This window comes from Butyrivibrio sp., from assembly GCF_024699075.1.
Map to the genome: position 1 here is coordinate 1 of NZ_JAILQF010000414.1, position 18,878 is coordinate 18,878.

20 protein-coding genes are annotated in these 18,878 nt (G+C 40.7%); all 20 read left to right on the top strand.

Annotation, left to right across the window (positions count from 1 at the left end; genetic code table 11):
* Positions 1-514 (top strand): phosphate acyltransferase (locus tag K6G87_RS16480; protein ID WP_296839699.1); only part of this gene is annotated, 514 nt, incomplete at its 5' end.
* 12 nt (positions 515-526) lie between these two features.
* Positions 527-1,717, top strand: coding sequence for an acetate/propionate family kinase (locus K6G87_RS16485; RefSeq protein ID WP_296839702.1), 1,191 nt, complete (start codon positions 527-529; stop codon positions 1,715-1,717).
* 217 nt (positions 1,718-1,934) lie between these two features.
* Entirely contained in the window at positions 1,935-2,117 is a 183-nt protein-coding gene (rpmF, locus tag K6G87_RS16490; RefSeq protein WP_296839703.1) for a 50S ribosomal protein L32, read from the top strand.
* 195 nt (positions 2,118-2,312) lie between these two features.
* Positions 2,313-3,326, top strand: a complete 1,014-nt coding sequence (plsX, locus tag K6G87_RS16495; RefSeq protein WP_296839704.1) for a phosphate acyltransferase PlsX — start codon at positions 2,313-2,315, stop codon at positions 3,324-3,326.
* Between the two features lie 76 nt (positions 3,327-3,402).
* Positions 3,403-3,633 (top strand): acyl carrier protein, encoded by a 231-nt coding sequence (gene acpP / locus K6G87_RS16500; protein ID WP_296839705.1) that lies wholly within the window; start codon positions 3,403-3,405, stop codon positions 3,631-3,633.
* Between the two features lie 131 nt (positions 3,634-3,764).
* A complete protein-coding gene (gene rnc / locus K6G87_RS16505; protein ID WP_296839707.1) occupies positions 3,765-4,460 on the top strand; it encodes a ribonuclease III in 696 nt (231 codons plus the stop codon).
* Positions 4,461-4,549: 89 nt separating this feature from the next.
* Positions 4,550-8,107 carry a chromosome segregation protein SMC gene (gene smc, locus K6G87_RS16510; protein ID WP_296839709.1) on the top strand — a complete coding sequence of 1,186 codons (3,558 nt, stop codon included), beginning with the start codon at positions 4,550-4,552 and terminating at the stop codon, positions 8,105-8,107.
* A gap of 53 nt (positions 8,108-8,160) precedes the next feature.
* Complete coding sequence (gene ftsY / locus K6G87_RS16515) at positions 8,161-9,138, top strand: signal recognition particle-docking protein FtsY (protein ID WP_296839736.1); 978 nt, start codon at positions 8,161-8,163, stop codon at positions 9,136-9,138.
* A 93-nt stretch (positions 9,139-9,231) separates the two neighbouring features.
* The gene (gene ilvA / locus K6G87_RS16520) at positions 9,232-10,458 is read left to right on the top strand and encodes a threonine ammonia-lyase (RefSeq protein ID WP_296839737.1); all 1,227 of its coding nucleotides are present in this window, start codon (positions 9,232-9,234) and stop codon (positions 10,456-10,458) included.
* 28 nt (positions 10,459-10,486) lie between these two features.
* The gene (locus K6G87_RS16525; protein ID WP_296839712.1) at positions 10,487-11,362 is read left to right on the top strand and encodes a YitT family protein; all 876 of its coding nucleotides are present in this window, start codon (positions 10,487-10,489) and stop codon (positions 11,360-11,362) included.
* Between the two features lie 24 nt (positions 11,363-11,386).
* Positions 11,387-12,475, top strand: a complete 1,089-nt coding sequence (locus tag K6G87_RS16530) for a glycoside hydrolase family 25 protein (protein WP_296839714.1) — start codon at positions 11,387-11,389, stop codon at positions 12,473-12,475.
* Between the two features lie 6 nt (positions 12,476-12,481).
* Positions 12,482-13,399, top strand: coding sequence for an AraC family transcriptional regulator (locus K6G87_RS16535; protein ID WP_296839716.1), 918 nt, complete (start codon positions 12,482-12,484; stop codon positions 13,397-13,399).
* A gap of 136 nt (positions 13,400-13,535) precedes the next feature.
* Positions 13,536-13,886: a YlxM family DNA-binding protein gene (gene ylxM, locus K6G87_RS16540; protein WP_296839719.1), complete on the top strand. Its 351-nt coding sequence runs from the start codon at positions 13,536-13,538 to the stop codon at positions 13,884-13,886.
* The gene (gene ffh, locus K6G87_RS16545) at positions 13,886-15,268 is read left to right on the top strand and encodes a signal recognition particle protein (protein WP_296839722.1); all 1,383 of its coding nucleotides are present in this window, start codon (positions 13,886-13,888) and stop codon (positions 15,266-15,268) included. Before ylxM ends, ffh begins: the two co-directional genes overlap by 1 nt.
* Positions 15,269-15,360: 92 nt before the next feature.
* On the top strand, positions 15,361-15,609 hold the full coding sequence (rpsP, locus tag K6G87_RS16550) for a 30S ribosomal protein S16 (RefSeq protein ID WP_296839724.1): 249 nt from the start codon (positions 15,361-15,363) through the stop codon (positions 15,607-15,609).
* 57 nt (positions 15,610-15,666) lie between these two features.
* Positions 15,667-15,894 (top strand): KH domain-containing protein, encoded by a 228-nt coding sequence (locus K6G87_RS16555; protein WP_022754441.1) that lies wholly within the window; start codon positions 15,667-15,669, stop codon positions 15,892-15,894.
* Positions 15,895-16,055: 161 nt separating this feature from the next.
* Complete coding sequence (trmD, locus tag K6G87_RS16560) at positions 16,056-16,832, top strand: tRNA (guanosine(37)-N1)-methyltransferase TrmD (protein ID WP_296839727.1); 777 nt, start codon at positions 16,056-16,058, stop codon at positions 16,830-16,832.
* A 12-nt stretch (positions 16,833-16,844) separates the two neighbouring features.
* Positions 16,845-17,363 carry a ribosome maturation factor RimM gene (rimM, locus tag K6G87_RS16565; RefSeq protein ID WP_296839729.1) on the top strand — a complete coding sequence of 173 codons (519 nt, stop codon included), beginning with the start codon at positions 16,845-16,847 and terminating at the stop codon, positions 17,361-17,363.
* Between the two features lie 340 nt (positions 17,364-17,703).
* Positions 17,704-18,483, top strand: a complete 780-nt coding sequence (udp, locus tag K6G87_RS16570; protein WP_296839731.1) for a uridine phosphorylase — start codon at positions 17,704-17,706, stop codon at positions 18,481-18,483.
* Positions 18,484-18,638: 155 nt separating this feature from the next.
* Positions 18,639-18,878: 50S ribosomal protein L19 (locus tag K6G87_RS16575; protein ID WP_296839733.1), on the top strand; the 240-nt coding region annotated here is incomplete at its 3' end.

Genomic DNA, 18,878 nt, shown 5'->3' on the forward strand with positions numbered 1-18,878 from the left:
TGAGAATGGAACATTCCTTTTCGCTGATTCAGGTCTTAACCAGGATCCTACATCAGAAGAGCTTGCAGTTATTGCTGAGTCTTCTGCACATTCTTTCAGACAGCTTGTTCAGGCTGAGCCTAAGGTTGCATTCCTTTCACACTCAACAAAGGGTTCTGCTAAGCACGCTCTTGTAGACAAGGTAGTTAACGCAGTAGAGATCGCTCACAAAGAGTATCCTGATCTTGTATGTGATGGTGAGCTTCAGCTTGATGCAGCTATCGTTCCTGAAGTTGCAGCTTCAAAGGCTCCCGGATCACCTGTAGCTGGTCATGCTAACGTTCTTATTTTCCCTAACCTTGATGGTGGTAACATCGGATACAAGCTCGTTCAGAGACTTGCAAAAGCTGATGCTTATGGTCCTATGCTTCAGGGTATCGCTCGTCCTGTTAATGACCTTTCTCGTGGATGCAGCTGGGAAGATATCGTTGGAGTTGTTGCTCTTACAGCAGTTCAGGCACAGGATGCAGAGTAAGGAGGCTATGAAATGAAAGTTCTTGTTATAAATTGCGGTAGTTCATCACTTAAGTTCCAGCTTATTGACGCAGAGACAGAACAGCTTCTTTTTAAGGGCCTTTGCGAGAGAATCGGTATTGAGGGAAGTCAGATTTCTTATACAGCTACAGGTAAGGACAAGGTTACAAAGGTAACTCCTATGCCTGAGCACAAGACAGCTGTAAGCCTTGTACTTGAAGCACTTACAGAGAGTGGCGTTGTTAAGTCTCTTGATGAGATCGATGCTGTAGGACACAGAATCGTTCATGGTGGAGAGAAGTTCACAAAGTCTGTTGTTATTAATGAAGAAGTAGTAAAGGCTATTGAAGAAGTTTCTGATCTTGCACCTTTACACAATCCTGCTAATGTTATCGGTATCAGAGCTTGTCAGGAGCTTATGCCTGGCACACCTATGGTAGCAGTATTTGATACAGCTTTCCATCAGACAATGCCTGAGAAAGCATATCTTTATGGTCTTCCATACGATATTTACAAGAATTACAAGATCCGTCGTTATGGATTCCATGGTACATCACATTCATTTGTAAGCAAGAAGGTTGCTGAAATTGAAGGAAAGCCATATGATTCACTTAAGATCATCGTATGCCACCTTGGTAACGGTGCATCTGTATCCGCTGTTAAGAATGGTAAGTGTGTAGATACATCTATGGGACTTACTCCTCTTGAAGGTCTTATCATGGGTACAAGATGCGGATCTATCGACCCTTCTGTAATTGAAACACTTGAGAAGAAGATGAATCTTGACACTGCTGGTGTTATGAAGGTTCTTAACAAGGAATCAGGTGTATACGGACTTTCTGAAGGTATCAGCTCAGACTTCCGTGATCTTGAGTCTGCTTATGTTAAGGGCGACAAGAACGCTATCAGAGCCGTTGACAGCTTCTGTTATCAGGTTCTTAAATATATCGGTTCTTATACAGCAGCTATGGACGGTGTTGACTGCATCGCATTCACAGCAGGTGTTGGTGAGAACTCAGGCTTTGTAAGAAAGCTTATAATCGATCGTCTTGGATTCCTTGGAGTTAAGTGCAATGATGAAGCTAACAAGGTAAGAGGCGAAGAGAAGCTTGTATCTACAGAAGATAGCAAGGTTAAAGTTTATGTAGTTCCTACTAACGAAGAACTTGCTATTGCAAGAGATACATACGAACTGCTTAGATGATTACGACATAGAAGTACATCCCTGTACTTCTGGACATGTCGAATTTACATCCTGTAAATACTAGTTAAAATATTTAGGTATTGACAAAAGGGTACCATCTAGGTATAATCATTAAGCGTGTGACAAAGTCGCACATATTAAGTGAGTAATATTATTACCGGCTCAGCTTGGCTTACGGCTGGTAATCGAATACGACCAGCGTAAGGAGGTGTTACGAATGTCTATCTGCCCTAAGAATAAGTCTTCTAAAGGTCACCGTGATCAGAGAAGAGCAAATTGGAAGATGAGCGCACCGACTCTTGTAAAGTGCAGCCACTGCGGAGCTCTTATGCAGCCTCATCAGGTATGCAAAGCTTGCGGTTACTATGAGAACAAGAGCGTTGTTGCTGTTGAAGACTAATTTAAAACGGTTAAATATTAAGGCTTTCCGATTTATCGGGAAGCCTTGATTTTTGCCCTTTTGTCGAGTAAACTTGTAATAGTGCTTTTATGCGGAATTATGTATGTTTGCTGACTGTCTTAGTAATATGGCAGTCGCAGGGCGCCGATATTTTAGGCACAGACATCATTATTAAACATTAAATGGAGGAGCTAAATGGCTGATCTTATTAGAGTTGCCGTTGACGCTATGGGTGGAGATAATGCACCCGGAGAGATCGTCAAGGGTGCTATTGAAGCTATAAAGGAAGATAGTAATGTTAAGGTTTTTCTTGTCGGACAGGAAGACAAGATCCAGGCTGAACTTTCCAAGTACAACGGATATGACCAGAACAGAGTTGAGATAGTAAATGCTACACAGATCATAGAGATGGCAGAAGCACCTGTTGTTGCTATCAGACAGAAGCCTGATTCTTCTATAGTAAAGGCTATGCAGATGGTCAAGCACGGCGAGGCTGATGCTTATGTAAGCGCAGGTAGTACCGGTGCTAACCTTGTTGGCGGACAGACAATCGTAGGTCGTATCAAGGGCGTTAAGAGAGCACCTCTTGCTCCTATGATCCCTACAGAAAAGGGTGTATCCCTTCTTATTGACTGTGGAGCTAATGTAGATGCAAGACCTGATCAGCTTCTTCAGTTTGCTATTATGGGTTCTATATATGCTGAGAACATTCTTGGTAAGAGGAATCCTACAGTAGGACTTCTTTCAATTGGAACAGAAGAGGATAAGGGTAATTCACTTGTAAAGGAGACCTTCCCGCTTCTTAAGAATTGTCCTGACATCAATTTTATCGGCAACGTTGAGTCAAGAGAGATTCCTGCAGGTGCTGCAGATGTTATCGTAACTGAAGCTTTTGCTGGTAATATAGCTCTTAAGATGTATGAAGGTGTTGCCAAGACTATGGGAAGAGTCATAAAGAATACTTTCCTTACAAATCTTAGAACCAAGATTGCATACCTTCTTCTTAAGAAAGAGTTTACAACCAACCTTAAGGCATTTGATGCCAAGCAGTATGGCGGAGCTCCTATGCTGGGACTTAATGGACTCGTAGTTAAGACACATGGAAGCGCTAAGGCTGTTGAAGTTAAGAATTCAATTCTTCAATGTGTTCTCTTTAAAACACATAATGTTGATGATAAGATAAAAGAGGTATTGAACAACAAGGATTGATTTATATGATGCATGTGTCTGAATGTCTTATATTTACAGCATTTGCATTAAATAAAATAATAAGGAGTAAAGGGTTATGGAACTTGAAAAATTAAAAGCACTTATAGTTGACGTTCTTAATGTTGATGCGGATGAGATTACAGAAGATACAACTTTTATTGATGACCTTGGAGCAGATTCACTTGATGTATTCCAGATCATTATGGGTATTGAAGAAGAGTTTAAGATTCAGATCCCACAGGAGAAGGTTGAGAAAATCTCTACTGTAGGAGAAGCTGTTGCTCTCATTAAGGAAGCTAAGAACTAATAACATTTAATATATATTAGAAGAGCTTTTGGACGTTTACTGTATGAAAGCGGGTCTTCGGACTTTAATATTTATATAGTAACGTCCATTGCCTTTTGATTATCGGCCCCAAGCAGGGACTGGAGGATAAAATGTATAACGAAAATGATATTACCGAACTGGAAGACCGCATCGGGTATCATTTCAAGGACAGAGCGCTGATTCGTATGGCTCTTACACATTCATCTTATGCCAATGAGCAGAAGATCAATAAGCAGCCTGATTACGAAAGACTTGAGTTTTTGGGCGATTCTGTACTTGAAATGGTATCCAGTACGTATCTGTACAATAATTACCCGGACAAGAAGGAAGGTCAGATGACCAAAATGCGTGCTTCAATGGTCTGTGAGCAGGCACTTGCTTTTTGTGCCCGAGATATTGAACTTGAAAAGTTTATTCTCCTTGGAAAAGGCGAAGAATCAACAGGAGGCAGACATCGCGATTCTATAATTTCTGATGTTATGGAAGCGGTTATAGGTGCTATCTATATAGATGGTGGCATTGAACCTGCCAAGAGTCATATAGACAAGTTTATTCTCAACGATCTTGAGAATAAGCAGATCTTTGTGGATGCCAAGTCCGTACTTCAGGAATTGGTTCAGAAAGATTCCAGCAAAACTCTTTCCTACGAAATTTATGGCGAGAGTGGTCCGGAACATGATAAAATATTTAAGTCGCGTGTACTTGTAAGCGGCGAAATTCTTGGAGAGGGTGAGGGACATACCAAGAAAGCTGCAGAACAGCAGGCTGCTTATCAGGCAGTTCTCAAGCTTAAAGATAAGGCTTGATATGCACATACCTAAGGGTTATGGGATGAGGTTTCTTTATTGAATACAGAGACCTTTGTATGCTTTTATATGTCTCTTAAAAAGAGGATATGTATCTTAAGAGTATTGAGATTCATGGCTTTAAATCTTTTGCCAATCGTATAAAACTTGATTTTCACAACGGAATAACAGGAATTGTAGGACCTAACGGATCCGGTAAGAGTAATGTTGCCGATGCAGTTCGTTGGGTTCTTGGTGAGCAGCGCGCCAGGCAGCTTCGTGGCGGTTCCATGCAGGATGTCATATTCTCAGGAACTGAGCTTCGTAAGCCCCTTGGCTTTGCATACGTTGCCATAACTCTTGATAATTCCGATCATGCACTTTCCATTGATTTTGAAGAAGTTACTGTTTCACGTCGCCTTTATAGAAGCGGTGAATCAGAATATATGATCAACAACAGCCCATGTCGTCTTAAGGACATCAATGAGCTTTTTTATGATACAGGTATTGGTAAAGAGGGATATTCCATTATCGGACAGGGTCAGATCGATCAGATCCTTTCTTCCAAGCCTGAAGACAGACGTAATCTTTTTGATGAGGCTGCAGGAATCGTTAAGTTCAAGTTAAGGAAAGAGACTGCGATCAAGAAGCTTGAGGATGAAAAGCTCAATCTCACCCGTATTACAGATATTTTATCTGAGCTTGAGAAGCAGCTTGAACCTCTTGAGAAGCAGTCTGAGATTGCCAAGATATACCTTAAGAATAAGGAAAGACTTAAGACTCTCGATGTCAATATTTTCCTTATGGATACGGAAAGACTTAAGGGACTTTTGGAAGAAGCCGGTGAAAAGCTTTCTATTGCTGAGAAAGATCTTACAGAAGTTGGTGCTAAATATGATCAGGCAAGGATCGATTATGATGAGGCACAGGCAAGACTTGATGAGATAGAACAAGAGATTGAAGAAGCCAGAAATGAGATGACAAGTTCCAGCGTCCTTAAAGAAAAGCTTGAAGGACAGCTTGCACTTCTCAAAGAACAGATTCGTTCTGTAACAGCAAGTTCAGAGCACTTCCAGGTCAGAAAGACCGAGATAGAAGCTGAGATTTTTAAGGCAAATGAAGAAAAGCAGGGAGTTCTTTCTACTAAAACAGGTGTAGATGAAGAGGTTTCAGCACTTGAAGATAAGAAGAAAATAGCTACCGATAAATATAATGAGATTCAGGACCGTGAACAGGAACTGAACAAGCAGATTGAAGAGAACAATGCCAAGATCATAAGTACTATTAGTGATCGTGCCAATATCAAATCACGTCAGAGTTCTCTTTCAACCATGAAAGAACAGATTGGGATCAGAAAGGCAGAACTTACCAGTAAGCTTGTTCAGGCCAGCTCTGATGAAGAGAAGAAGGAAGCAAGGATGAAAGAGCTTCGAGATATATTCGAGGCTGTAAATGAAGAAATCCGCGTCCTTACTGATGAACAGAAAAGCGGTGAAGATCGTCTTGCCAAGATCAAAGAGATATTATCAGGCAATGATGAGAAGATAAGAGAAGCAAGAAATGCTGCCATGCAGCAAAAGTCAAAGCTTGATGCTCTTGCTAATCTTACGGAGAGATATGAAGGTTACGGCGGCGCTGTTAAGCGTGTCATGGAGCAAAAGGATAATAATCCCGGAGTTATAGGTGTTGTAGCCGATATTATCAAAACCGATAAAAAGTATGAAACTGCTATAGAGACTGCACTTGGCGGAAGCATCCAAAACGTAGTAACAAAGGATGAAGCTACAGCCAAGAAGATGATCGCATATCTTAAGCAGACCAAGGGAGGCCGTGCTACATTCCTTCCTCTTACAGCACTTAAGAGCCAGCAGGATTTCAGGTTCAAGGATGCGCTTAACGAAAAGGGTGCAATAGGTCTTGCTGATGGCCTTGTTAAGATTGATAAGGAATACAGGGCAGTTGCTGCTAATCTCCTTGGAAGAGTCCTTGTAGTTGACGATATAGATAATGCTACAAGAATAGCCGGCAAGTACAGCTATAGTATCAGAATGGTTACTCTTGAAGGCGAACTTCTCATGCCTGGCGGAGCTATTTCCGGTGGTGCTTTCAAGAACTCATCTAATCTTCTTGGTAGAAGACGTGAGATGGATGACCTTGAAAAAGAAGTTAATGAAAAGCTTGAAGAGGCTAGAAAACTTGAAGAAGAGATAACATCCGTAAGAGAAGAAAGAAATGCTCTTCGTGTAAGTCTTGAGACAACAAGACTTAAGCTTCAGAACAAGTTCATCGAACAAAATACCGCAAGACTCAATGTCGTAAGAGAAGAAGAGAAGCAGAAGGAAGAAGCTACATCTTTTGAATCTCTTAAGAATGAAAATCTTGATATTGAGAATCAGGTAGCTGATATAGAGAAGCAGGAAAAAGAGACTAAGGAAAAGCTTGAGCAGTCCATACAGACAGAAGCTGAGTGTCAGAAGGCTTTGGAAGATCTTAATAAGGAGCTTTCAGAACTTTCAGGTAATGAGGAAGAGGCAGCATCTGAAATATCCAAATGGGAAATGGAAATTGCAAAAGTATCCCAGAGACTTGAATTCCAGCAGGAGAACCTGTCAAGAATAGATGAAGAGATTGCTACAAGACAGAAAGATCTTAATGAAGTTCTTGAACATATAGAAACATCCGGAAGAGAACTTGAGCAGAAAAATGCTGACATTGTACAGATCATGCAGACAATGGAAGCTTCTGCTACCAGCAATCAGGAAAATAAAGAAAAACTTGAAAAGATCCAGCATACAAGAGAAGAGATATCTCTTAAGCAGAAGAACTTCTTTGAGGTTCGTGAAAAGCTTGCTGAGTCCAAGTCTTCACTTGACAGAGAAGTTAACAGACTTTCAACACAGAAAGAGAAGCTTGATTCTCAGGTAGAAGGTCTTATCAACTACATGTGGGATGAATATGAAATAACTCTTACCCAGGCTGCACAGATGAAGGATCCTGAGCTTACAGATGCTTCTTCAATGAAGAAGGAGATAGGACAGCTCAAGAATTCCATAAGAGAACTTGGAGATGTTAATGTTAATGCTATAGAGGATTACAAGAATGTATCCGAAAGGTATTCATTCCTTAAGACTCAGCATGATGACCTTGTTGTTGCGGAAGAGCAGCTCAGAGTTATCATAGCAGATCTTGATGAATCAATGAGGAATCAGTTCAGAGAACAGTTTAAGCTTATCAGTGAACAGTTCGATAAAGTATTTAAAGAAATGTTTGGAGGCGGACACGGAACTCTTGAAATTGATGAATCAGTCGATATACTTGAAGCAGGCATCAAGATCATAGCGCAGCCCCCGGGCAAGAAACTTGTAAACATGAACATGATGTCCGGTGGCGAGAAGGCCCTTACTGCAATAGCTCTGCTTTTTGCTATTCAGAACCTTAAGCCTTCACCATTTTGCTTACTTGACGAGATTGAGGCAGCGCTTGATGAAAATAACGTTGTGCGCTTTGCCAAATATCTGCATAAATTAAAAGATACTCAGTTCATTGTAATTACGCATCGTCGTGGTACAATGGAAAGTGCAGACAGACTCTATGGTATTACCATGCAGGAAAAGGGTGTGTCGGCACTTGTAAGTGTTAATCTCATTGATAAGGAGCTAACGAACTAGTGGCAGGATTTTTTTCAAGGCTCAAAGGTGGTCTTTCTAAAACAAGAGACAATATGGTCAAAGGGCTGGACAATGTTTTTTCCGGCTATTCAGAAATTGATGGTGACTTCTACGACGATCTGGAAGAGACACTGATCATGGGGGATATTGGCGTTAATGCTACAAGCCGTATCCTTGATAAGCTGCGTTCTCAGGTCGAGGAGAAGAATATCCGTTCAACCAGAGAATGTCGCGATCTTCTGATACAAAACATAAGAGAGCAGATGCATACAGATGAGCATGCTTATGATTTTGAAAATCAGAAGTCAGTTCTTTTTATAATAGGTGTTAACGGTGTTGGTAAGACTACATCTGTTGGTAAGCTTGCATCTATTTATAAGAACAAGGGCAAAAAAGTTTTAGTTGCAGCTGCAGATACCTATAGAGCAGCAGCTACAGAGCAGCTCGAAGAGTGGACTAATAGGGCTGGTGTGCCTCTTGTTAAAGGCGTAGAGGGAGCTGATCCTGCGAGTGTTATCTTTGATGCGGTCAATTCAGCCAAGTCCAAAGATATAGATATACTAATTGTAGATACAGCAGGAAGACTTCATAACAAGAAGAATCTTATGGAAGAACTTCGTAAGATGAACAAGATCCTTGATAATCATCTTCCAGAATACAAGAGAGAGAATCTCATAGTACTTGATGGTACAACGGGTCAGAATGCAATGTCACAGGCAAGAGAGTTCGGTGAAGTTACAGACCTTACAGGAATCATTCTTACCAAGATGGATGGAACTTCAAAAGGCGGAATTGCGGTAGCTATCGTTAGTGAACTCAATATACCTGTCAAATACATAGGTGTTGGTGAGTCTCTTGACGATCTTGAGAGATTTGAGCCGCAGGAATTCGTTGATGCCCTTTTTGATATTGATCATGAAGAAAGAGTAAAGCTTGATCAGGAAATAGTAGCAAGAAAGCTTTCATCAGGCGAGATGGACAGCTCACAGCTTACTGAAGAAGAGGCTATAGATATTTTAACAAGACATTAAAATAATAGTTATGCAAATCACAGGATAGAACATACTTGCAAGATGCTTTATCCTGTTTTGGCAAATATAAATACAGTAGGAAGGGAACAGGAAATGCCGGAAGAGAAGAAGATGACCCTTGATAAGTTTGAGGAGGCTTACGAGCAGGTCAAAAAAGTCACACTTGAGACGAAACTTATGTACAGCGATTATTTTTCGTCACAGTCAGGTAATAAGGTTTACTTAAAACCTGAAAATATGCAGAGAACTGGCGCTTATAAGGTGAGAGGCGCTTACTACAAGATCAGTACAATGTCTGATGAAGATCGTAAGAAGGGTCTTATTACAGCATCTGCAGGTAACCATGCTCAGGGTGTTGCATATGCTGCAAAGCAGTACGGCGTACATGCTACAATCGTAATGCCTACAACAACTCCGCTGATTAAGGTTAACCGCACAAAGGCCCTTGGCGCAGAAGTTGTACTTAGCGGCGATGTATATGATGAGGCAGAAGCTCATGCCAAGAAACTCGCCAAAGAAAAAGGATATACTTTCGTTCATCCTTTTAATGACCTTGACGTAGCAACAGGTCAGGGTACTATAGCAATGGAAATCTTCAAAGAACTTCCGACAGTTGACTATATACTTGTACCAATCGGAGGAGGCGGACTTGTAAGTGGTGTCAGCACTCTTGCTAAGCTCCTTAATCCTAAGATCAAGGTTATAGGTGTTGAACCTTCAGGCGCAGCCTGCATGAATTCTTCTCTTAAAGAAGGTAAGGTAGTAACACTTCCCGGAGTTAATACAATAGCTGACGGTACAGCTGTTAAGACTCCAGGAGATAAGATATTCCCATATGTTCAGCAGAATGTAGATCAGATCATCAAGGTTGATGATGAAGACCTTGTTGTAGCATTCCTTGATATGGTTGAGAATCACAAGATGATCGTTGAGAATTCAGGACTTCTTTCTGTAGCTGCACTTAAACAGCTCAGATGTAAGGACAAGAAGGTCGTATGCGTTCTGTCTGGTGGTAACATGGATGTGATCACAATGTCATCTGTTGTTCAGCAGGGTCTTATCAGAAGAGACAGAATCTTCACTGTTTCAGTTCTTCTTCCTGATAAGCCGGGCGAACTTTCCAGAGTATCAGGAGTTATCGCTGAACTTGGTGGCAACGTAATCAAACTTGAACACAATCAGTTCGTATCAATAAACCGCAATGCTGCTGTAGAGCTGCGGATTACACTAGAAGCCTATGGAACTGAGCACAAGACTCAGATCACACAGGCGCTTGAGGAAAAGGGATATCGTCCCAGACTGGTTACAACCCAGATCTGAGATATTCTTACGAAGGTAGGTTTTTCCTATGAGTAAGAGAAAAAACTTATCCAAACTAATAGTAAATTATTTGTTGATCACGGCCGCTTCCTTTCTCTACGGCATCGGTACGGCCATATTCAGTGATCCTAATAATATTGCGCCTGGTGGTATCACAGGTATAGCTATTGTACTTAACAGAATAGTACCTTTTGGAACCGGTACATGGTTCATGCTTCTCAATATTCCTATATTGCTGGTGGGAACATGGAAATTCGGATGGCATTTCATATGCTCAACGCTTTATGCCACAGGTATGATCTCTGTATTTACTAACTTTATTGCCAAGCACGGACAGGCCTTTTTCGTTCATGATATGGTGCTTGCTTCCGTGTTCGGCGGACTCTTTGCCGGAGTTGCCATGGCGATAATATTCCAGCAGGGTGCTACAAGCGGAGGATCTGATATTATAATAAAGCTCCTTAGGCTTAAGTATCCGCATATTAAGACGGGCGGACTGTTGTTTATAACAGACCTCTTTGTAATAGCTTTTGCGGCAATTGTTATTAAAGATATACCAGCTGCTTTATATGCATTCATAACAGTGTTTATAAATGGTATAGCCCTGGATAAGGTTCTGTATGGCAATGATGAAGCCAAACTTCTTTTCATCATATCAGACAGACATACGACTATTACCAAGAGACTTCTAAAGGAACTTGATCTTGGTGTTACACATGTATATGGTCAGGGAGCATTTTCAGGTAAGGACAAAAAGGTTATCATGTGCGTTGTAAGAAAGAGGATATCTCCTCAGGCACAGGAAATTGTCAAAGAAGAAGATCCTGAAGCATTTATGATCATTACATCTGCAACCGAGATCTATGGCGAAGGCTATAAGAGCTATTTTGAAGAAAAAATCTAAAATTACTGCATAGAAAGGACGTATATGGCAAGCAAAAAGAACAGAAAACTCATACATGCAGCAGTTACCACACAGAATATCATTTCGATCATTCTGCTTAGTCTTATTGCTATTGTTACTCTTTCTTTTTCTATTGCCATACTCCTTAGAAATGCAGCACTTAGAAAAGAGAATGAAGCCTACAAGGCCCAACTGGATTCTATTCAGGAAGAGGGCTATTATACGACATCAGAGGCTGATGAAATGGTATCTGATGCTTATGAAGGCGGCTTTGATACTGCAAAGCAGGAGGTCCTTGATTCTGTTCAGGAACAGCTTGAATCAGGTAAGGGAATTACCAATACTGTTCGCAGTATGTTCCCTGATCAGATCCTTATTGCCAAGGATGGAAGATATTATTTCGTGCCTATCGATAAATCACTTTCTCTTAATTCGTTCACAGAAACAGATTTTGCCAAAAATGAGTCAGGAATTCTTGAATATCAGGGCACTGATGCTTCAGTTATTGGAACTCTTGGAATTGATGTATCCAAATTTCAGGGTGAGATCGATTGGGGCAGAGTAGCAGATGCAGGCGTTGAATATGCCTTTATCAGAGTTGGAAACAGAGGAACTTCTACAGGTAAAGTTGTTGAGGATGACTATTTTACAGCTAATATCGAAGGCGCAATAAATGCCGGAATAGAGGTTGGAGTATATTTCTATTCAGCAGCCATTAATGAAGATGAAGCTCTTGAAGAAGCACAGTTCGTTCTTGATGCTATAGAACCTTATGAAGTTACATACCCTGTAGTAATAGACATAGAAAGACCTGACAGCAGTGATTACAGAACTCAGGATATGACCAAGGAGCAGATGACACAGGTTGCTCTTACTTTCTGTAATACAGTTAAAGGTTCAGGGTATACTCCTATGATATACGGCAATAATGAGACTTTTGCTCTTATGCTCGATATGTCTTTGCTTGAAGATATTGATAAGTGGGTAGCATTTTATAATGTTCCGCTTTATTTCCCTTATGAATTTTCAATTTGGCAGTATTCAGCTGCAGGTAAGATAAGCGGCGTAGACGGCGAAGTAGACCTTAATATCTGTGTACAAAAAGGATGGTAACCTTCTATGTATGAAGAATTCGACCCATCAGTAGAATACGAGCAGAAAGGTTATCTTAACTGCGATTTCAGACTTTTTCACATAGATGAATCAAAGTCTATAGATACGCCGTGGCATTATCATGATTTTGACAAGATAGTTTTTTTTCTAAGAGGTAATGTCCAGTATGCGGTAGAAGGCCGTGAATACGAGCTAAGACCCTACGATATCGTAATTGTTCCCCATCACAGCATTCATAAAGTTACAGCTTCTGCAAATGAAGGATACGAGCGTTATGTGCTTTATTTAAAGCCTGAAACGCTTACTCGTCTTGCCAATACGGAAGAAGTTACGGTTCATGAAGGTAAAGAGCTTTCAGGACGCCGCGTGGATCATAACCTTGATCTGTGCTTCAATATGACTGCCAAGACAAGGACTAATCTTGTACACTTTGATGCGGGCATAACATCTGAACTTATGGAGAGATTCAGAACTCTTGAGGATGTTCTTAAATCTGAAGAGGATCTGTACTGTGCAGGGCTCAGGATCCATGTGGAACTCATTCAGCTTCTTATAGGCCTTAATGAGGCTTGCTACAAGCATCCTGACTGCTTTATGGAAAAGGCAAGATATAACCGCAAGGTAATAGATATAATCGACTATATAACAGAGCATCTTGAAGATGATCTGTCCATCGACAAAATTTCTGATCAGTTCTATATAAGTAAGTATCATATGATGAGAATCTTCAAGGCTGAGACCGGATACAGTGTACATCAGTACATTATGGAAAAGAGGATACTTAAGGCCAGAGACCTTATAATATCCGGCGAGCCTGCAATGTCAGCTTCCATAGAGGCTGGTTTTCATGACTATTCTTCCTTCTGTAAAGCCTTTAGAAAGGCTACAGGCAAACTTCCATCAGATTATGTCGCAAACATTTAAGAGGGAATCTGAGAGGGTAAAGAAAAAATACTTGACACCCCATCCTCACTCATGTATTATAGTAAAGCATGTGTATGAACATGTTATTTTTGTGCACTAATTTAGTGACTATAAGATGTGTGACTGAGGTGTTTACATGAGCGAGGTCGGCAAGATCATCGAACAGGGTATTTTGTATGATTTCTACGGAGATCTGCTTACGGCCCATCAGAAAGAAATATATGAAGATCTGGTCTACAACGATATGTCATTAAATGAGATCGCCAGTGAATATGGGATCAGCAAACAGGGCGTACATGATCTTATCAAGAGATGTACACAGACAATGCAGGGATATGAAGACAAGCTTCATATGATCTCAAGATTCAATTCGATCAGATCGGATGCACAGAAGATGAAAAAAATAATTGATAATACTGAAGATGATTTTCAAGGCAGAAATGAAATCTTAAGATTATCAGACCACATTATAGAGGAACTTATCTAATGGCTTTTGAAAGCTTATCTGATAAACTACAAAACGTATTTAAGAAACTTCGCGGCAAGGGCCGCCTTACAGAAGAAGATGTAAAGCTTGCTCTTAAAGAGGTTAAGATGGCTCTTCTTGAAGCTGATGTAAGCTTTAAGGTTGTAAAGCAGTTCATAGCTGCTGTACAGGAGAGAGCAGTCGGCGAAGATGTCATGAACGGTCTTAATCCAGGCCAGATGGTCATCAAGATCGTTAATGAAGAGATGATCAACCTTATGGGTTCTGAAACCACTGAGATTCAGTTCAAACCCGGTAAGGAGATAACTGTTATCATGATGGCAGGTCTTCAGGGTGCAGGTAAGACAACTACTGCAGCCAAGATAGCAGGCAAGCTTAAATCAAGAGGTAAATTTCCACTTCTTGTAGCCTGCGATGTATATCGTCCTGCAGCTATCGAACAGTTACGAGTTAATGCCCAGAAGCAGGTGGTAGACTTCTATGAAGAAGGAACCAATGTATCACCTGTTGATATAGCAAAGCATGCAATAGATTATGCATCAAAGAATAACAAGAATGTTGTTATCCTTGATACAGCCGGACGTTTACAGATTGATGAGAACATGATGAATGAGCTTATCAATATCAAGAAGGAAGTTGATGTATATCAGACAATCCTTGTTGTAGACGCCATGACCGGTCAGGAAGCAGTTAATGTTGCTTCAGAATTCAATGACAAGGTCGGAGTTGATGGCATAATCCTTTCAAAGCTTGATGGTGACACCAGAGGTGGTGCTGCACTTTCAACAAGAGCAGTTACCGGTAAGCCTATTCTTTACGTAGGTATGGGTGAGAAGCTCTCAGACCTTGAGCAGTTCTATCCTGACCGTATGGCTAACCGAATCCTGGGAATGGGAGATGTACTTACTCTCATTGATAAGGCTGTAGAAGCTAATCAGGAAGCAGATATTGCTGCTGAAGCTGACATGGCTGCACGTCTCAAAAAAGGTAAGTTCGACTTCGAGATGTATCTTGAAAGTATGAAGCAGATGCGTAAGCTTGGTGGACTTGGAAGTATCCTTTCAATGCTTCCTGGTGGTAACAAGATAAGTTCGGATCAGCTTCCTGATGAAAAGGAACTTGCCAGAATGGAAGCAATAGTGCTCTCTATGACACCTGAGGAAAGACGTAATCCTAAGCTTATGAGCCCTTCAAGAAAGAAGAGAATTGCTGATGGTTCAGGTAACGATATAGCAGTTGTTAATAGATTCATCAAGAATTTTGAGCAGTCTCAGAAAGTAATGAAGCAGCTTGGTGGTATGAAAAAAGGCAAGCATGGCGGCTTTGGAAACATGATGAATATGGGCCGAATGCTTGGCGGTGGTAACAACAAGTTCTTTTAAAGAACATGTAAATGTGTTTGAAACAGCCTATAATGGACTGATTTTCATATAATAACTATTTTTTATTTTTTATCTAATGGAGGATATTAGAAATGGCAGTAAAGATCAGATTAAAGAGAATTGGTAAGAAGAAGACACCTTTCTACAGAATCATTGTTAGTGATGCAAAGGCTCCTGTACAGGGTAAGTTCGTTGATGAACTTGGAACATATGATCCTAACACAAATCCTGGAACAGTTAAGGTAGATGCTGAAAAGGCTCAGAAGTGGCTTTCAAACGGAGCTCAGCCTACAGATACAGTAGCTAAGATCTTCAAAATGGCAGGAGTTCACAAGAACTAATCTGTAATTGAAGTTCCTAATGCTTGAAGACAACGATAGCCGGAGGTGGACATCACTATGAAAGAATTAGTCGAGGTAATCGCAAAGGCTTTAGTCGATAATCCGGGAGAAGTTGTTGTTACCGAGAAGGACGATGGACGTAACATAACTATTGAGTTACACGTCGCTGCTTCAGATATGGGTAAAGTAATTGGTAAGCAGGGTAGAATAGCAAAAGCGATCCGCTCTGTTGTGAAGGCAGCATCTACACGTGAAGATAAACACGTAGATGTTGAAATTGTCTGACAGTATAACCATTTACAGCTTCCGGGAGCTAAATGAATTTGCCTTCCCACAGACTTATTAGTAAGTCTGTGGGAAGATTTTGTTTATGCCCGGTTTATTGGGTGAGGATTGTCTTTACAGGTAGTGAAGATTATCTATATTTTTAATTATATGAGGTATATATGGATTTCCATGTTATGACTCTTTTTCCGGAGATGGTATCACAAGGCCTTTCTACAAGTATTCTCGGAAGGGCAATGGATAAGAATCTTATATCTCTTGAGTGTATCAACATAAGAGATTATTCCGCAGACCAAAAGCATCACAAAGTTGATGATTATACATATGGCGGCGGCGCAGGAATGCTCATGCAGGCTCAGCCTGTCTATGACTGCTATAAAAGTCTTGAAAGCCGCATAGATAGAGAACATAGTAAACGCGTAATATATGTAACTCCGCAGGGTAAGGTCTTTGATCAGCAGATGGCTTCGGAATTCGCCAAATGCGATGACCTTGTTTTTCTTTGTGGTCACTATGAAGGTATCGATGAGAGAGTTCTTGAAGAGATAGTTACTGATTATGTTTCTATAGGTGACTATGTTCTTACAGGTGGAGAGCTCCCTGCAATGGTCATGATCGATACGATTTCAAGGCTTGTACCCGGAGTTTTGAATAATGACATTTCAGCAGAGACAGAATCATTTACTGACGGACTTCTTGAATACCCGCAGTATTCAAGGCCTGAAGAATGGATGGGCAAAAAAGTCCCACCGATCCTCTTATCAGGAGATCATAAAAAGGTAGATGAGTGGCGCCTTGCAATGTCACTTGAAAGAACCAAAGAAAGACGTCCGGAGCTTTATGAAGCCTGGATGATAGCACATCCGCCCAAACCGCCTAAAAAGCGCAGAAGGCGAAAGAAAAGTAACAACAGCGAAAATACTGATAACGCGCAATAAGAAGGAGAATAAATGCCATACACACAGAAATTTCAGGTAGGCGTAATTGCTTCAACACATGGGATTAAAGGCGAAGTTAATGTTTTTCCCACAACAGATGATCCTAAACGTTTTAAGCTTTTAAAAGAAGTTACTATGGAAAGCGAGAGAGAAGGCGCTGTTCTTCTTCATATCCAGAGTGTCAGATTTTTCAAAAAGTTCGTTATTGTCAAATTTAAGGAATATGATGACATCAACCAGGTTGAGAGATTCCGCGGTAATATACTGACTGTTCCAAGGGAAAATGCTGTAAAGCTTGAAGAGGGTGAATACTTCATTCAGGACCTTATTGGAATAGATATTGTTGACGAGGAAGGCAATAAGCTTGGTAAGCTTATAGATGTCCTTCAGACAGGCGCTAATGATGTATATGAGATGGAGAGAGCAGATGGTGGCCCAAATGTTCTCATACCTGCCATTAAGCAGTGTATTCTTGATGTTAATATTGATACTAACACCATGAAGATCCATGTAATGGACGGACTTATGTGATCGTATATGAAAATAAGATTATTGGAAGTCTTATTATATATAAAATGATCAAGATAACCCACCACCTTTAGGTGGTGGGAGGATCTTGATTTCTGGTGCGGGGTTATAAGCCCCGTACCAGTAGAGCTGCGTTAGCAGCGATTTTATAACGAGCAAAAAGCGAAGCGTTTGCGAGTTTAACCCTTAAGAAATTGAAGTTTTAATCCGATATTTTTAAAGGCGTGGTCTGTTTTTACAGATCAAAAAATACCCGAAGTCACTTCGGGTTAACAAATGTTCGAAAATATTTATAAGATTATAGAACAGTAACAATATCTTTATCATAATTCAGGAGGCTATGATGATCGATTATACCGAAGGTTCAGGACTGCAGTATCATATTGGCGTTAGTTCTGATATGGTAGGCGAATATGTTATTCTTCCGGGTGATCCGGGACGCTGTGAGAAGATTGCAGCATTTTTTGAAAATCCTAAAAAAGTAGGACAGAACCGTGAATTTACAACTTATACAGGAACACTTGCCGGTCGCAAGGTAAGCGTTACATCTACAGGTATTGGCGGCCCTTCTGCAGCTATATGTATGGAAGAGCTTGCAAGATGCGGAGTTAAGACTTTTATCAGAGTTGGTACTTGTGGCGGTATGCAGACCAATGTTCTGGGCGGCGACCTTATTATTGCAAATGGTGCTGTAAGAATGGAAGGCACCAGCAAAGAGTATGCTCCTATTGAATTCCCGGCTGTTGCTGATTTTGAAGTTACAAGAGCTTTGGTAGATGCAGCTGAAGCAAAGGAATATCCTTATCATGTAGGTGTTGTAGAGTGTAAGGATTCATTCTATGGCCAGCATGAGCCTGAGAAGAAGCCTGTATCTTATGAGCTTGAAAATAAGTGGAAAGCATGGATGAGATGCGGAGTTCTTGCTTCAGAGATGGAGTCTGCTGCACTTTATACAGTAGCACCTATTCTCAAAGTTAAGTGCGGTACAATCCTTCTGACTGTAGCTAATCAGGAGCGCGCTAAGCTCGGTCTTCCTAATCCTCAGGTACATGATACCGGTAAGGCTATAGAAATAGCGGTTGATGCTATTAAGCGCCTTATTGAGAATGAAGAAAAGAAGTAAAAAACATTTCGTTAATTATAAACGATATGTTGACTATATGACATCTTATGTGTTATTATACTTAAGTTGCAATAAATAGACGGTCCTCTGTTGCTGGTTTACCGAGGGTAAGCAGACATGGCATTATAGAACGTCCATTATAAGGAGATACAAAAATGACAATTATTGAAGAACTCGAAAAAGAGCAGCTGAATGCTAACGCACCTAAGTTCGAAACTGGTGATACTATTAAGGTATACGCTAAGATCGTTGAGGGTGAGCGTACAAGAACACAGGTTTTCGAAGGAACTGTTAAGAAGATCCAGGGTGGTTCAAACCGCGCTACATTCACAGTTCGTAAGATCGCTTACGGCGTAGGCGTTGAGAAGACATGGCCTCTTCACTCTCCACTTGTT

What these genes read in the sequence shown, in the direction of transcription:
- K6G87_RS16485 (WP_296839702.1), top strand. Translation starts at nt 527, where the DNA reads ATGAAAGTTCTTGTTATAAATTGCGGTAGTTCATCACTTAAGTTCCAG.
- rpmF (WP_296839703.1), top strand. Translation starts at nt 1,935, where the DNA reads ATGTCTATCTGCCCTAAGAATAAGTCTTCTAAAGGTCACCGTGATCAG.
- plsX (WP_296839704.1), top strand. Translation starts at nt 2,313, where the DNA reads ATGGCTGATCTTATTAGAGTTGCCGTTGACGCTATGGGTGGAGATAAT.
- acpP (WP_296839705.1), top strand. Translation starts at nt 3,403, where the DNA reads ATGGAACTTGAAAAATTAAAAGCACTTATAGTTGACGTTCTTAATGTT.
- rnc (WP_296839707.1), top strand. Translation starts at nt 3,765, where the DNA reads ATGTATAACGAAAATGATATTACCGAACTGGAAGACCGCATCGGGTAT.
- smc (WP_296839709.1), top strand. Translation starts at nt 4,550, where the DNA reads ATGTATCTTAAGAGTATTGAGATTCATGGCTTTAAATCTTTTGCCAAT.
- ftsY (WP_296839736.1), top strand. Translation starts at nt 8,161, where the DNA reads ATGGTCAAAGGGCTGGACAATGTTTTTTCCGGCTATTCAGAAATTGAT.
- ilvA (WP_296839737.1), top strand. Translation starts at nt 9,232, where the DNA reads ATGCCGGAAGAGAAGAAGATGACCCTTGATAAGTTTGAGGAGGCTTAC.
- K6G87_RS16525 (WP_296839712.1), top strand. Translation starts at nt 10,487, where the DNA reads ATGAGTAAGAGAAAAAACTTATCCAAACTAATAGTAAATTATTTGTTG.
- K6G87_RS16530 (WP_296839714.1), top strand. Translation starts at nt 11,387, where the DNA reads ATGGCAAGCAAAAAGAACAGAAAACTCATACATGCAGCAGTTACCACA.
- K6G87_RS16535 (WP_296839716.1), top strand. Translation starts at nt 12,482, where the DNA reads ATGTATGAAGAATTCGACCCATCAGTAGAATACGAGCAGAAAGGTTAT.
- ylxM (WP_296839719.1), top strand. Translation starts at nt 13,536, where the DNA reads ATGAGCGAGGTCGGCAAGATCATCGAACAGGGTATTTTGTATGATTTC.
- ffh (WP_296839722.1), top strand. Translation starts at nt 13,886, where the DNA reads ATGGCTTTTGAAAGCTTATCTGATAAACTACAAAACGTATTTAAGAAA.
- rpsP (WP_296839724.1), top strand. Translation starts at nt 15,361, where the DNA reads ATGGCAGTAAAGATCAGATTAAAGAGAATTGGTAAGAAGAAGACACCT.
- K6G87_RS16555 (WP_022754441.1), top strand. Translation starts at nt 15,667, where the DNA reads ATGAAAGAATTAGTCGAGGTAATCGCAAAGGCTTTAGTCGATAATCCG.
- trmD (WP_296839727.1), top strand. Translation starts at nt 16,056, where the DNA reads ATGGATTTCCATGTTATGACTCTTTTTCCGGAGATGGTATCACAAGGC.
- rimM (WP_296839729.1), top strand. Translation starts at nt 16,845, where the DNA reads ATGCCATACACACAGAAATTTCAGGTAGGCGTAATTGCTTCAACACAT.
- udp (WP_296839731.1), top strand. Translation starts at nt 17,704, where the DNA reads ATGATCGATTATACCGAAGGTTCAGGACTGCAGTATCATATTGGCGTT.